Genomic DNA, 14,295 nt, shown 5'->3' on the forward strand with positions numbered 1-14,295 from the left:
CGGCGGGCCTTCGCCCGCCTATGGTCCGCCGGTCACCTTCACGTTAGAGCTCACGATGCAGCCCTCTCAGCGACAACTGCTCCAAATTCACCTGATCGACGCTCTCAGGCATGCCCGTCTTTGGCTAGGGATCTTGGGAGTCTTTGCCCTGGGGCTGGCCTTGCTCGCGGTCACAAACAGTGTGGGCAATCCTGAATCTTGGTCGAGTGCGTTTCGCGCGCTCGCAGCGGCAGACTTCCTCTTGCCATATGCCGGGTGGCTGGCAGGGTTCGGAACCCTACTCCTGGCGTTGTGCGGGCTCTTGAGTGTCTTTCGTCCGAAAGTGGGCGATGAGCTCTAACAGGTCGGTCGACACGGACACGCACCGGCAGCGCGCCGCAAGGCGCGCGGGTGATTGTGCACCTCGCGGCGCGCTGCCGGTGCGTGCCGGTCACCTCCAACGTTAGACCGCAGAGGGACCGCCCACGCATGACCGAAACCGTAACGCTCTATCGCCCCACCGGCCCGGCGGAACTAGAACTGGTGCGCGCCAGTGGATTCAAGCGCTGGCCGCCGAGGCTGCCCGACCAGCCGATCTTCTATCCGGTTACTAATGAGGCCTACGCAGCGCAAATCGCGCGTGACTGGAACGTCAAGGCCAGTGGCTCTGGGTTCGTGACGAGGTTTCAAGTCAGAGCCGCCTTCATGTCACGCTATAAAGTTGAGAAGGTTGGCGGTGCCGCGCATACAGAGTGGTGGGTGCCGGCTGAAGACCTGGAACAACTGAATGACAACATTGTTGGCCTCATCGAAGTCGTCCAGGAGTTCAAGTGAAGGCGACGCTGCGGTCTAACAGGTCGGTCGACACGGACACGCACCGGCAGCGCGCCGCAAGGCGCGCGGGTGATCGTGCACCTCGCGGCGCGCTGCCGGTGCGTGCCGGTCACCTCCAACGTTAGACCGCATGAACGGCCTCACAGTCTTTGTTCGGACCGCTTACGCACCGGGTACGTTGGAAAAGGCGGCTCTCGAGGTGTTCAGAGCCCTCGGATTGGCGGAGCACGAGGAGCGATTGAGCTCGAACTATCCTCCTGACGAGCACTACTATGTCGGGTACGCTGAGAATGCAGTGGTCGAGGTCTTTGACATGGACGACGTCAAAGAGGGCTACCCGTATGGTGTGGCGTTTGAGACGCCCACCTATCGAAAGGGTTCGGAGCGGTTGCCTGAAGATCTCGCTGTGCTTGTAGCCTTGCTGGCCGCGGCTCCCCTACGAGTCTTTGTTCCGGAAGGTAGGTGGTGGTCAAAGGAATGGAATGGCGGCGGGAAGGAGCATGCGGTCTAACAGGTCGTTCGACACGGACACGCTGCGGCAAGGCGCCGCAAGCCGTGCAGGTGAGCTTACGTCTCGCGGCGCCTTGCCGCAGCGTGCCGGTCAACTCCGACGTTAGACCGCAAATGAGCACGCGCGACGCATTGCTTGTTGTTGTCTGCCTCTTGGGAGGTGCGTATGGCTATCTTGGCCTGCGAGTGGGCGCGCACTTGAATGACGTCGAGAAGCGCAAGTCGCCGTCTGAGCGGTTCCTCCTCACCAGCGTGGCCTGGTCAGTGGGCACAGGTGACGAATACACCGATGAAGGCAAGCGCCTCTGCAAGATCGGCAATTGGATTCTCGTGGTGTGGATCATCACTTGGTTCATGTGGGGACATGGAAGTGACGTTGCGGTCTAACAGGTCGGTCGACTCGGACACGTTGCGGCAAGGGGCCGCACAGTGCCGTTGGAAATCATGCACCGTGCGGCCCCTTGCCGCAACGTGCCGGTCACCTTTACGTTAGACCGCAGAATGAACCCCCTTCATAAATACGAATCTCAGCTTGACGAACAGGAGGCACGACTTCGTGTTGAAGGCAGCAGCATCGTTTGCGATCTTGCTGAGCCCTTTCGGGCGCCTCTTCAGCTGCTGAAGAACGGGGACTCCGTAGTGATGTACGCACGCGCGCTTGAAGCTTGCATCAAACCTGAGGCAATTCGCCCCGACTACATTGTTCAGAAGTTCGTGCGACTTGTGAATTCGGAGAATGGACTTGCGCTGAACGTCGAGGAGGTGACGTGGGAGGCGATGCTGTACTACAACCGAGGCGCTGGAGGGAAGCGGGAGTGAGGCGCTTGCGGCCTAACAGGTTGTTCGACACGGACGCCCAGCGGCGGTCCTTCGCTTCGCTCCGGTCCTCCCCGCAGGTCGCCGGTCAACTTCGACGTTATGCCGCAAGCCGTAGTTGATGCGGTTTGCCTCTCAATCGCCGCACTCGTTTTGAGCGTTCTGTCCTCCGTGGAGGCCGTGGCGCGCGCGACAGATGCCGCGGGTGACTTGAAGCCGTGAACCGCCGCTTGGCCAGCGCCAGGGCATCCTTGGGCCTGGTCGCTGGCAGTGCGCCCTGTGGTCCGGCTCTCCAACGCCGTCGGTTTGGCATCGCTTCGAGTCGTTGGCTGTCTCAAGCTGGCCTTATCGCCGGCTGTGCTCCGAGGCCACGCCGATGCTTCCCCTTCGCCGGTCACGCCGGTATCCTTGCACCCATGACTCTGAGCAGGCACTCGCATAACAGGTCGTTCGACGCGGACGTCCTATCGGCGGGCGTTGCCCGCCTACTGTCCGCCGGTCAACTCCGACGTTATGCCGCAAGCCGTAGTTGATGCGGCTTTCCTCTCGATCGCCGCGCCGCTCTGACCGCCACGCCCTTCGTGAAAGCCGTGGCGGGCGAGACAGATCCTGGGGTGCTTTGAAGCCGTGAATCGCCGCTCGGTCAGCTTCGTGGCGTCATCAGACCTGGTCGCCCGCACTGCGCCTGGTGGTCAGGCTCCCCAGCGCAGTCCGGTTGGCGCCGCTTCGACTTGTAGGCCGTCGCAAGCTGGCTTCACCGGCGGCACTGCCCCGATGCAACGCCGATGCTTTCCCTTGGCCGCTCGCGCCGGTATTTTTGCGCACATGACTCCCAGCAGGCACTCGCATAACAGGTCGTTCGACGCGGACGCCCAAGTGCTGCCGTGCGCTTCGCGCCCGCGCCTCTCGGTCGCCGGTCAACTCCGACGTTATGCCGCAAGCCGTAGTTGATGCGGCTTTCCTCTCGATCGCCGCGCCGCTCTGACCGCCACGCCCTTCGTGAAAGCCGTGGCGGGCGAGACAGATCCTGGGGTGCTTTGAAGCCGTGAATCGCCGCTCGGTCAGCTTCGTGGCGTCATCAGACCTGGTCGCCCGCACTGCGCCTGGTGGTCAGGCTCCCCAGCGCAGTCCGGTTGGCGCCGCTTCGACTTGTAGGCCGTCGCAAGCTGGCTTCACCGGCGGCACTGCCCCGATGCAACGCCGATGCTTTCCCTTGGCCGCTCGCGCCGGTATTTTTGCGCACATGACTCCCAGCAGGCACTCGCATAACAGGTCGTTCGACGCGGACGCCCAAGTGCTGCCGTGCGCTTCGCGCCCGCGCCTCTCGGTCGCCGGTCAACTCCGACGTTATATGGCAGAAGCCGCCGCGTGCTCGATCCATGGCTGAAGTCGTGTTCTCCGACACCGCGTTGCTACACATTCGGGCTATGTCCGCTACGTTGCCCTGGGTCCAGCCAGTGGTTTCTCTAGTGTGGGGGAAAGGAGCCGCGGAAAATTCGCGGAATGCCGAAGGCGGTACCAGCTGGCGCATGGTCGAACCCCCTGCATGGCATGCGTTCATCTCAGACTGGTATGAGAATGTCTCCGATCCAGATCCAGAGCAGTTGCCTCGCATTGACGGAGTTGCTGTCTATCGCGACAAGAGGGCCGAGGAGGCGCCAGGCAAGTTCTTGATCTCACTTACCGAGAAGGGGCTCGCCGTTGAGCACGCTGCCATATAACAGGTCGTTCGACGCGGACACGCACCGGCAAGGCGCCGCAAGCCGTCCGCGGGAGCATGCGTCTTGCGGCGCCTTGCCGGTGCGTGCCGGTCAACTCCAACGTTAGACCGCTAGGATGCCATGTTCGAACTTAACGCCGTCACTTCGGTCCCTGTGGGAGCAATCGCAGCTGCAATATGGGCGGCAGTAGGCATTCGAAGGCTCTTGCGCTCGCGCAACTTTTCAGTCCTATCGCCTAAGGGAAAGTTGGTGGTGTGGGGCGTTGGGGTAGTGGCGTTCGGGCCCGCGCTGTTTCTGGGGTTCATCGGTTCGATGATTCTGATGAACATGACCGTCCGCCCTGGTGCTGGGAATCACCTTGCGATGGGCCTCACCATGGCGGTGGGGCTGGGCGTCTTTGGGGCAGCGGTCACCTGGATTGCTGCCAGGATCAGCGCGTCACTTCTCCTCCGACCAAAGGCGCACTCGTGAGCAAGCGGTCTAACAGGTCGTTCGACGCGGACACGCAGCGGCATTGCGCCGCCAGGCGTGCGTGGGAGCATACGCCCGGCGGCGCAATGCCGCTGCGCGCCGGTCAACTCCGACGTTAGCCGTCGCAATGAAGGTCCGTCGATCACCCCAGGACAAGAAGGCCCTGAGCTACGCGAAGGATGGCCGCAACACAGTGGCCGAATCCCGCAGCAAGAGCCGTGCGGCCATCGCCAAACGGAAGGCGAGTGCCGGCCGTGCGCTGCGGCGCGCCGAGGCCGTGGCCACTGTCAAGCTCGTTGGCACCTTGGAGGAGGTCGGAGGCGAAGTGACTCGAACGGGTCGGCGTTCTTGGCGCAAGATCCCCGACGCACCTCTCGCCGAGTATGTAGATCGGACGCTTGAAAGGCGTGCCGCGAATCAGATGAACTCCGATTCGAAGACCAGCTCACTTCTGAAGAGGGCGAAGAAGACCGTTCGACCGCGTCGCTCCGTTTTCAAGGGACCTTTGCAGGATGGGGGCGATGGCTAACAGGTCGTTCGACTCGGACACGCACCGGCATTGCGCCGCGAGGCGTGCTGGTAAGCCTACGCCTCGCGGCGCAATGCCGGTGCGCGCCGGTCAACTTCGACGTTAGACCTCATGCGAGTCCACCTCAACGTGCCGGTCTTCTCGTCACCCTCTGAGGCGTTCGGAAGTGCGTCGGGGTTGGTCAACGTGGCGACACTCCCCAATCAGGACTCCTCCTTCCCGTGGCCGCAAGCGTGGGTTCAAGCGAAGCCGCAGTACCTGTCATCTGAGCAGAGCCTGGTCGCGAGCATTGGTGCTGTAGAAGGCGTGCCTCTCGTTGTTCTGGATGGCATCGTGTGCTGGTCGCGCGAGGAGGCGCGAGACTGTGCGCGATTTCTGGAACAAACTTGCGGCCTGTTTTTCGATAAGTACGACATCAAAGGGCAGAGCGCATGAGGTCTAACAGGTCGTTCGACACGGACACGCACCGGCAAGGCGCCGCGAAGCCTGCTGGTGAGCGTAGGCCTCGCGGCGCCCTGCCGGTGCGTGCCGGTCAACTCGGACGTTATGCCGCAGGGGGACTGACATTCGTGCGTCACCTCCTGCTCGCGCTTGCGGTCTTCGGCTTCCCACTCACCGGGCAAGCGCAGGCCTCTTGCGAGGAGGCCTTCGATGCAACACGGCAGGGCAAGGCCTCTGCCATGCAACTCCTTGGAGACTGCCTAAGCAGCAGCGCTGCACCGACCGAAGTGCGAGGCCAGGCATTCGAGTATCGAGCATGGCTTCACGCCGAGGCAGCGAACTTCAAAGAGGCGGCTCTCGACCAGGAGAGGAGCTTCTCTCTCCTACCACGCCTAACGTATCGCTCTCTCATCAACCACTCGCTTTATCTCCGGCATGCCCTGCGACGTGAGGAGAGCCTGATTTTCGCAAGGATCGCGGAAGCCGTTGAATCTGCTTCTGGTGAAGGTACTAGCATGAAGACTCAGTACCACCTAGGGTGGAGCCTTCTCGAACTCGAGCGACATGCGGAAGCGGTCTCCGCCTTTACACGCGGAATTCCCTATCAGCCGGATTATTCCGCTGTGTACTGGCTGCGCGCCCAGGCATACGAGAGGATGGGCAACGCGGAGAGCGCTAAGGCGGACTTGGTGACACTTAGCACACTTCTTCGAACGTCCAAGGGTCGGGAGGATCTCGGGAAATGGAGAGAGGCTGCCGCAGAAAAGCTCAGAGTCTACGGAGTGTCCGCTCGATGATCACCCGCAGCAGAATGCGGCATAACAGGTCGTTCGACACGGACGTACTATCGGCGGGCTTTGCCCGCCTACTGTACGCCGGTCAACTCCGACGTTATGCCGCAAGCCGCAAGTGATTCGGTTCACTTGCCCATCGCCTTGGTGGGATGAGCGCCACGTCCTTCTTTGAGGCTGGGGCGCGCGGGACTTGCGCCGCGCGAGTTTTGGCGCCATGAGCCGCCGTCAGAGGACGGTCGCGGCCTTGCCGGCGCAGTCGCTGTAGCCGCGCCCAGTGGTCATGCTCCCCATCGCAGTCGGATTGGTCATCGCACTGAATCGGCGGCCGTCTCAAGCAGGCTTGCGCAAAAGCTCTGAGCCTGGTGGGCGCCGATGCTTCCCCTCAGGCGGCCGTGCCGGTATCCTTGAGCCAAAGATTCCGGGGAGGCACATGCATAACAGGTCGGTCGAGACGGACACGCACCGGCAGCGCGCCACAAGGCGCGCGAATGATCGTGCACCTTGCGGCGCGCTGCCGGCGCGTGCCGCTCACCTTCGACGTTATGCCTCAGTGGCTGCGGTCTCCCCCTTCACCGATCTCGTAGCGTAAGAGTCCGCTTCCCCCTCGTGCCTCTTTGGCCGCGCCTTTGCGGCGGCCATGCGCCTGGCGAGCGCCCCCACTTCTGAAGCCGTCGATTTGGCGCCGTAGTTCCGTTGCGTGAGCGCCGTCTTTCGTGCCCGCACTGCGCACCACCGGAGGCAAGTTCCTCTGCGAGGGGTGCCGTTGGAGGCTGAGAGGCACTCGCCGTCTGATTGGCACTGTCCATCGTTCGGCCGCCGCAAACATCCAACAGCCAATGCGGAGACAGTTGCCCCTCAATGCCCAGCGCCAGTACCATGCGAGCGGTGAACGCCTCCAACATTTGGCATAACAGGCCGGTCGACACGGACGTACTCGCGGCGGGCGTTCGCCCGCCTATGGTTCGCCGGTCACCTTCACGTTAGACCGCACCAAATGCAGCGCACGTTTGAAGCGTGGGAGACAGAAGACGGCTTCGCGTTCTTTGAGAGCGCCAAGCTCGAGGAGCAGCGGGCGAACCCCGCTCAGACACTCGTGCGCCGCGTCTTTCAGATTGAGGCGAGCACATTCGAAGAGGCGATGTCGATCTACAGTCTTCGAATGGGCTGGGGCCCGTACCGGCCTATGGGTGAGCCGGCCGCGTGTTCCAACTGCGGGAGCTGGCTCTATCCGGAGGGCAGTGGCGAATGCTGGCAGTGCGGAAAGATTTGCTGAGGACGCAGGTGCGGTCTAACAGAACGGTCGACTCGGACACGTTGCGGCAAGCGGCCACACGGCGCCGTTGGAAATCGTGCACCGTGCGGCCGCTTGCCGCAACGTGCCGGTCACCTTTACGTTAGTGGGTAGCAGCCGACGATGTCCTTATCCAGCATTTACTTTGGCACCTCCTCGCCGACGACCGTTCGACGGATCGCAGTTCATGCGAGCTATGTTGGCCTTGGTTTGGTTGGATACAGCTTCTGGACTGATTTCGCTCCCAGTGCGCTCTGGTATCGAGACGGGTCGATACTGGCAGCGATCTTCACTGTAGTGGTTTTCGGACTTGGGCTCCTCGCGAATGCCAAGGGACATCGCTTCTACAATGAAGACGTCTCTGAGATCAAGAAGGGTCTCGCTCTGGTAGTCCTGCCGGCCATCCTCTTCGGACTGACTTTGCACGGCGTCTTGTTTGGCGTGGGTGCGCTCTTCACGAAACTTGCAGGCACGGATGCTGCGATTGAAGTTCGCGCCTCGAAGTGGTACAGCGCGAGCCGGCGCTCTTGCGACTACTATTTCACTCCCGAGTTGGCGTCGCCGTTCAGCGTGAATGTGTGTATGACCCCGAAGCAGTTTGGTCAGTTTCCATCGGGCGCCACCGTACGCCTGCTCGGAAGTGAATCTCGTCTGGGCTTTCACATACGTGAATGGCAGCCCGTTAACGACACACAACGGCAAGGCGCTGCGAAGCGTGTCGGTGATCGTACGCCTTGCGGCGACTTGCCGTTGTGCGCGGCTCACCTCCAGCGTTAGATGTCGTTGAAGCAGTTCGTGTGGGCGCCTGGCGCCGGTTACGACCGAGGCGCGCTCGAGCGGCTGCGCAGCAAGTTTCCACGCCCTTGTGAGCCAATGGGCGAGGCGTGGTTCATGGGCAACGAGAGGAAGATGTATCCCGAACTCGCAGGGGACCTGCAAAAGCTCTCTTCATACGAGCTTCAGCGGCCTCTAACCGAGATCGCGATCGGTACTAGCTCGTTCGGCCGAATGAACGAGTGGACGGATTGGTACCACTATCTGCTTGGCCAGCTCATCCCGAGGAGCCACCAAGAGTCTGTCGATTGCCTCTTGGAGTACCTGGTCACCGGGTTCATGGCCCTTTACCCGACGGGGAATGAAGACGAGCCCTACGAGGGGTTCAAAGCGGATGCCTTGCATACTCTTGGTCGATGCATCATGGACGAGGCCTGTTGGAGTGGAAGCGAGATCCAACTTGGGGCGATGCTCCATCGCACGAACAACAATCCGAATCGAGTGTGGTGCTGGTGGAATGCGAGCGGGGACTTCTCCTCCTCGATGTTCTTCTGTCTGAAATATCTGCCTGAAAGCCTGATCGCTGGGTGGTTGGACTCGGTTCTCTCGATCCCGTCTCCTCATTGGCGAGCTCAGGTTCTCGTCTGGGTTCTAGGCGCTAGCGACATCCTCACCGGGGAGAAGAGGTGGCCGTCGGAGTTCGTCATCGGGCAGACGCCTTCCGTTGGCTGGGCGTGGTCGCATTGCCTCAGCGCGGAACTTCTGGACGACGGAAGGTCACGCGAAGACCCTCACGTGCGCTTCATCTCTGAAACTGCCTCAGCGCAAGCTCTGGAGCGGGTGCGTCTGTATTTCACGCCCGACAGGTACCTGGATTGGCTCACGTCATTTGATCAGGCCCCCTCTGTGCGTGATGAACTTGCCAACTTGCCGCGAGGGTTCGAGGCACTATACGTCCGTGGCGATGACATCTAGCTTGTCGGTCCACGCGGACACGTTGCGGCAAGGCGCCGCACAGCGCCGTTGGAGGTCGTGCACCGTGCGGCCCCTTGCTGCAACGTGCCGGTCACCTTCACGTTAGCCCTCACAAGAACGGCCATGCTTCTGTCGCAGCACATCGAAAGCTATCGCTTCTGGGAAGTTGTGACCCAATGGGCGCAGGAGAGACTCCAGCACGAGCATGTGGTGGCGCGGGTGTTGGCGAAGGCTGTTGTTCGCGACGGGCTGCGTGTTCAGAGCGTCGACCCGCAATGGCTGACTCCGGGCACGTTCGAGCTCCGTGGCGCTCCCTTGGTAGGCTATGTGGCCGGCGAAGGCATGTTGCCCGTGTTCATTCGCGCCAGTGCATTGGCGCACCTTCGGAGCATCATGGAGCGCGCGGCGACGCCTCAAGCAGAGGCCCTGTTCGAGGAGTTCGTGACCAAGCAGGACTTTCATGCGTGGCTCACTCGCTGCGGCTTGGCGCTACCTGCGTTCTGGTTTGAGCCTGAGGTGCGCCGTGACGGCTAACAGGTCGGTCGATGCGGGCGCCCGGCGACGGTCCTTCGCTTCACTTCGGTCCTTTTCCCCGGCCGCCGGTCGCCGGTCAACTCCGACGTTCGGGCGACGCGGGACGGACAACTTGCACTGAGAAGGCTGAGCAATGGTGTTCTTGAATTTCATCACGCTTGTCGCCGCCGCGATGCTGCTTTCAGCGTGTGCGACGAATCCTCCGCCTGCCGAGAATCTTCTGGCTCCGATCGCATCTGAAGTCATCTCGATGCCTGAAAGGGCTTCCTTTGTGCGGCTGCAAGGAGCATTCAACGTCTCTTGGGAGTATGGACTGATGCCGGGGTCATACGTAGCCGAGAAGGAGAATGCGCTTGGGACCTTCTACCGTGGCGCCGGCCGGCCGATCTGGGCGCGAAGTGGGACGACTCCGGCGCAACTATTCGCTGGTGGCATCTGGGTTCCGAAGAACGCCTCCGATGTTCCCCGTCTATACATCATCCGAGATAACGTCCTCAGAACGACGAGCGACCTCGATCAATACTCACTTGCCTATAGCCAGAACCGGATCGCATCAGGCCAGCCTGTAGGTCCTTCCGTAACAGGCTCTGTCATTGGAGGAGCGATTGTGGGTGCCATACTTCAGGCTGAAGCGGGAACCATCTACATTCACGAGCCGAGCGGCGACCCCACGTTCGACAATCGACTGAAGACCGGCTACGAGTCGCGCTCTCCCAATCGCTAATACGGTGGAGTTGCGCCCCAACTTGTCGATCGACGCGGATGCGCAACGGCGTACGCCTCCGGTCGGTTCTGTCGGTCGCCGGTCACCTTCACCTTCCGCCGCATGAACCCGGTTGCCCTGCGAACGACACTCCGCGACAAGTTGAACGTGTCCGAGTACCTCCGGCCATGGAAGCTGGCCTCCCTGTCGGCCGGAATTGCGCTCCTCATTGCTGGCTCGTACCATGAGAATGCTCCGGACTGGGACGTTCCGATCAGCTTCATCATGGCATTCTTCGCCTACGTCTCCGCCCCGTGGAGCATGCGTGTGCTCCTCGAGCGCCGATGGAGGATGTGGCCCGCCATGCTTCTTGCCACGTGGTTCAGTGTGGATGGCTGCTACGCCATCTACTGGCATTTCGTGAACCCCGTTGCACTCGACCTGATGCGCTCGGCCAACTTTCCGGCGTCTTTGTCTCTGTACGGAATGTGCGGCATCATCTGGCTCTATCGTGGGAGCCTTTCTGAGCTGGCGAGCGAAGCTCGGACTCTTGTACTTCGGCGGAGTGGCAGGTCCCATCGACCTGCGGAGTGAAGCGGTCCATTCTGGCGTCAGACATCCCTTATGAGCCTCGGCCAGTACGACGCATGGTTGGACGCAATGGAATGGCATGTCCGCGTCGAGGGCGGTGCGACGATGGCCATCCTGCCGTCCGGAGGTTTCGTGCCGGCTTGCGCGCTCCCACGTTGACAGCCGCCCCATGTCCCGTACCGCTCGCTCCCTCACGTGGTTCGTCCTGCTCCTCGGAGCCTGCTTCCTGTCTGCTGCGGCGGCCATCTCCGCCTGCGGCATGGCGGACCGCGCGGCCAAGGTCGACGTGGTCGTGGTCCCGGGCAACACGGTGTACCCGGATGGAACGCTGTCGAACCGGCTCCAGGCGCGGCTCGACGTGGCCGTCGACATCTATCGTGCCGGGGATTGCCAGGCTGTGCTCGTCAGCGGTGCGGTGGGGGCCGAGGGCGTGGACGAGTCCGTCGCCATGCGCGACTACCTGGTTCGGCAGGGTGTTCCGGCGGACCGGATCCTGCAGGACGGACGTGGCTTCAACACGGAGGCGACGGCCCGGAATGCCGCGGCGATGATGCAGCAGCGCGGGTTCCGTACCGCGCTCGCGGCGTCGCAGTTCTTCCACGTGCCCAGGCTGCGCCTGCTGCTGCAACGGCACGGGGTAGAGGTTCCGGGGACCGCCCACGCGGAGTATTTCGAGCTTCGCGACGCCTATTCCCTGGCCAGGGAGGTCGTGGCGATGGCGGTACTGCTCCCACGCCGGAGCTTGCACGCCGCGGTGCAAGAGAGATGAACATTGTGGCGATCTTCGTCTCGCATCCATGGGCCGTCCTGCCGGTGGCGGCGGGATTCGCGGGGCTTTGGGCATGGCGAAGACAATCGCTCGCCGCAACTGCGGCGGCACTCTGGCTTGCCTATGGTGCGTATGAGCACCTGATGCTGACGCGGGTCCTGTGCAGCGGCGAATGCAACATCCGCATCGACCTTCTTGTGGTCTACCCTGCGCTCGCCGTGATCGGACTCGCTGCCCTGGTCCGTACCTTCCTGCCGCGGAGATGACGCCCGAGCTTCACGCCGCCACGAGGCTCGCATTTCAAGAGGCTGGTGTTGCGGCGCCCATGCGGTAGGCTTCACCCATGTTCGCGCACAGGTGGACCATGATGCCCTGGATCGTCATCGCCATTGGCGCCGTACTCGTCCGGGCGGGATGGCCTGTTCGCGTTTTGGGAGCAACCGTGCCACTGAGCGCCCGCACCCGTTTCCTGGGGACATGACATGCCGTTCACCCTCAGCCTGTTCCGGGCCGCCGAAGGACTCGGCCCGTTGACCGGGTGGGCCCACGAGCACCGTCAGCCGCTCGGGCGCCGCGACGAGGTGAAAGCCGCACTCGACCGGGTGCTGCGGGGACTCCGCTGGACCGAGTCGGACGGATTGGTGTTCGCCTCCGGTCCGTTCAACGGCGAGGAGCAAGCATGCGAGATCACGCTCTTCGGCCGACCGGACGACGTCCTGCTGGACGTCGTCGTGTACGCCGGCCCGCCGGCTGTGCGATCCATCATGTCGGGGCTGGGCCTAAACTACTGCCATGCGCAGGCGTCCGGCGAGCTCTATTTCCCCTTCGAGGCAGGTGATCACTGGCCAGACGCAGGGCGCTGACAAGTCCGTCGGCGCCATGCACCGCCGCTGACATGGGACCGATTCGTCGTCGCTCCGAAGCGCTCAGTTCGTACCGGTTCCGATATGCAGGCTATTGCGCCGTCTGGGCGATGTGCCTTGCGCCTCCGCTCACGCTGGTGTGGATTTTCCGGGCCCACCTGATCGGCACCTTCCCCGGCATGTTCCTGCTGATCGGGCTGCCGCTCTGCCTGGGTACGGCGCTCCTGGGAATGCTGGGCTTCCTCGTGCAGGGCACGTTCAGCCGCTATGCGGAACGCTCGCGCAGGGCGGCAACGTGGGCCCATCGCCTGAAGATCACCTTGTGGAGCCTCGTCGTGGCTCCGCTGGGAGCCTTCGGCATCTTCCTCGCCGGCAGCGCCCTCGTCACGCAGAAGGTCCCGATGTTCAGCCGCCGATCGCGGATCTCCGTCAGCCTGGACGCGGATCCGATGCTGTTCGCCATCCTCGTGGTGGTCTGGGCGGTCGTCGGGGGCGCGATGATGTTGTTCGCTCTCAGGAAGGTCAGGGCGGCCTATGCAACACGATCCACCGACCGTGAGCCACGGTGAACTAGGAGCAGGACATGGACATCGAACGCTGGCCAAGCAGCGGCAAGGGCCGCAGCCGCATCGTCGCGCACGGGGATCGGGTCTGGACGGTGGCCAACGCCACCGATGCGACCGCCCCGTTCGACGCCCAGGTCACCCAGAGCCTCCAGCTCCTCGATGCGCACCTGCGCGAAGCGGGTTCCGCACGGACGCACCTGCTGTCGCTGCAGGTCCTGCTCGCCGACATCGGCCAACGCGACGCCTTCGACCGGCGCTGGGTGGAATGGATCGGCCCCAACCCCGAGCACTGGCCGCAGCGGGCGTGCTTCCAGGCAGGCCTGGCGGCTGGCCTGCAGCTCGAACTCGTGGCCGTCGCGGCGCGGGTGCGTTGACTTTCCTTAAGGAACACGGATGACCATCGAAACCGAAAACGACGTCGTTGCGCTCAAGCGCATCGGCCGGATCGTCTCCCACGTGCTGCACGAGATGCTCGATGCCGCCGAACCCGGCATGACCACGCGCGAGCTGGATGCCCTGGGCGAAAAGCTGCTCGCGGAACACGGCGCGCGGTCCGCGCCCCGGCTCACCTACGAATTCCCGGGGGCCACGTGCATCAGCATCAACGAGGAGGCCGCGCACGGGGTCCCCGGCGACCGGGTGATCCAGCCTGGCGACGTCCTCAACGTCGACGTGTCCGCGGAGCTGGGTGGCTACTTCGCCGACACCGGGGGCACGCGCGTCGTGCCACCGACCACGCCGCAGAAGACGCGCCTTTGCCACGCCACCCGCACCGCCCTCCAGAACGCGATGAAGCAGGCGCGGGCGGGCCGGCCCATCCGCGGCATCGGCGCCGCCATCGAGCGCACGGCGAGGACGTACGGCTTCCGGATCATCGAAAACCTCGGCAGCCATGGCGTGGGCCGCGCCCTGCACGAAGCGCCGGAGCACATCCCCGGTTACTTCGACCCGGCGGACCGGCGCCTCCTGGAAGAGGGCATGGTCATCACGATCGAGCCCTTCCTCTCGACGCGCAGCCGCGTGGTGCAGGAGACCGCCGACGGCTGGACGCTGGTGGGCGCGCACGGCAACCTCTCGGCGCAGTACGAACACACCATGATCATCACGCGCAGCGACCCCATCGTCGTCACCTGA

At 63.0% G+C, this 14,295-nt stretch carries 18 protein-coding genes; all 18 read left to right on the forward strand.

Annotated features, from left to right (window positions below):
- Positions 1–468: 468 nt before the first annotated feature.
- The 18 genes from IM787_RS14075 to map all read left to right on the forward strand — a co-directional run bounded on the left by IM787_RS14075 (position 469) and on the right by map (position 14,295).
- Positions 469–813, forward strand: a complete 345-nt coding sequence (locus IM787_RS14075) for a hypothetical protein (RefSeq protein WP_193677314.1) — start codon at positions 469–471, stop codon at positions 811–813.
- Between the two features lie 130 nt (positions 814–943).
- Positions 944–1,324, forward strand: coding sequence for a hypothetical protein (locus IM787_RS14080; RefSeq protein ID WP_193677315.1), 381 nt, complete (start codon positions 944–946; stop codon positions 1,322–1,324).
- 113 nt (positions 1,325–1,437) lie between these two features.
- Positions 1,438–1,710 (forward strand): hypothetical protein, encoded by a 273-nt coding sequence (locus tag IM787_RS14085; protein ID WP_193677316.1) that lies wholly within the window; start codon positions 1,438–1,440, stop codon positions 1,708–1,710.
- A 48-nt stretch (positions 1,711–1,758) separates the two neighbouring features.
- A complete protein-coding gene (locus IM787_RS14090) occupies positions 1,759–2,142 on the forward strand; it encodes a hypothetical protein (protein WP_193677317.1) in 384 nt (127 codons plus the stop codon).
- Positions 2,143–4,971: 2,829 nt separating this feature from the next.
- Entirely contained in the window at positions 4,972–5,295 is a 324-nt protein-coding gene (locus IM787_RS14095; RefSeq protein WP_193677318.1) for a hypothetical protein, read from the forward strand.
- A gap of 134 nt (positions 5,296–5,429) precedes the next feature.
- Positions 5,430–6,098, forward strand: a complete 669-nt coding sequence (locus IM787_RS14100) for a hypothetical protein (RefSeq protein ID WP_193677319.1) — start codon at positions 5,430–5,432, stop codon at positions 6,096–6,098.
- Between the two features lie 991 nt (positions 6,099–7,089).
- The gene (locus tag IM787_RS14105) at positions 7,090–7,368 is read left to right on the forward strand and encodes a hypothetical protein (RefSeq protein WP_193677320.1); all 279 of its coding nucleotides are present in this window, start codon (positions 7,090–7,092) and stop codon (positions 7,366–7,368) included.
- A gap of 141 nt (positions 7,369–7,509) precedes the next feature.
- Positions 7,510–8,163: a hypothetical protein gene (locus IM787_RS14110; protein WP_193677321.1), complete on the forward strand. Its 654-nt coding sequence runs from the start codon at positions 7,510–7,512 to the stop codon at positions 8,161–8,163.
- A gap of 6 nt (positions 8,164–8,169) precedes the next feature.
- Positions 8,170–9,135 (forward strand): hypothetical protein, encoded by a 966-nt coding sequence (locus tag IM787_RS14115; protein ID WP_193677322.1) that lies wholly within the window; start codon positions 8,170–8,172, stop codon positions 9,133–9,135.
- A gap of 123 nt (positions 9,136–9,258) precedes the next feature.
- Positions 9,259–9,669 (forward strand): hypothetical protein, encoded by a 411-nt coding sequence (locus tag IM787_RS14120; RefSeq protein ID WP_193677323.1) that lies wholly within the window; start codon positions 9,259–9,261, stop codon positions 9,667–9,669.
- 133 nt (positions 9,670–9,802) lie between these two features.
- A complete protein-coding gene (locus tag IM787_RS14125) occupies positions 9,803–10,393 on the forward strand; it encodes a hypothetical protein (protein ID WP_193677324.1) in 591 nt (196 codons plus the stop codon).
- 102 nt (positions 10,394–10,495) lie between these two features.
- Positions 10,496–10,966: a hypothetical protein gene (locus IM787_RS14130; protein ID WP_193677325.1), complete on the forward strand. Its 471-nt coding sequence runs from the start codon at positions 10,496–10,498 to the stop codon at positions 10,964–10,966.
- Between the two features lie 166 nt (positions 10,967–11,132).
- Positions 11,133–11,732: a YdcF family protein gene (locus IM787_RS14135; RefSeq protein WP_193677326.1), complete on the forward strand. Its 600-nt coding sequence runs from the start codon at positions 11,133–11,135 to the stop codon at positions 11,730–11,732.
- 5 nt (positions 11,733–11,737) lie between these two features.
- Positions 11,738–11,998 (forward strand): hypothetical protein, encoded by a 261-nt coding sequence (locus IM787_RS14140; protein ID WP_193677327.1) that lies wholly within the window; start codon positions 11,738–11,740, stop codon positions 11,996–11,998.
- A gap of 216 nt (positions 11,999–12,214) precedes the next feature.
- The gene (locus IM787_RS14145; protein WP_193677328.1) at positions 12,215–12,595 is read left to right on the forward strand and encodes a hypothetical protein; all 381 of its coding nucleotides are present in this window, start codon (positions 12,215–12,217) and stop codon (positions 12,593–12,595) included.
- A gap of 179 nt (positions 12,596–12,774) precedes the next feature.
- A complete protein-coding gene (locus IM787_RS14150; protein ID WP_193677329.1) occupies positions 12,775–13,164 on the forward strand; it encodes a hypothetical protein in 390 nt (129 codons plus the stop codon).
- A 14-nt stretch (positions 13,165–13,178) separates the two neighbouring features.
- The gene (locus IM787_RS14155) at positions 13,179–13,535 is read left to right on the forward strand and encodes a Rid family hydrolase (RefSeq protein ID WP_193677330.1); all 357 of its coding nucleotides are present in this window, start codon (positions 13,179–13,181) and stop codon (positions 13,533–13,535) included.
- Positions 13,536–13,554: 19 nt separating this feature from the next.
- Positions 13,555–14,295 (forward strand): type I methionyl aminopeptidase, encoded by a 741-nt coding sequence (map, locus tag IM787_RS14160; RefSeq protein ID WP_193677331.1) that lies wholly within the window; start codon positions 13,555–13,557, stop codon positions 14,293–14,295.

The sequence above is a fragment of the Ramlibacter pallidus genome, from assembly GCF_015070875.1.
Classification (GTDB): Bacteria; Pseudomonadota; Gammaproteobacteria; order Burkholderiales; family Burkholderiaceae_C; genus Ramlibacter; species Ramlibacter pallidus.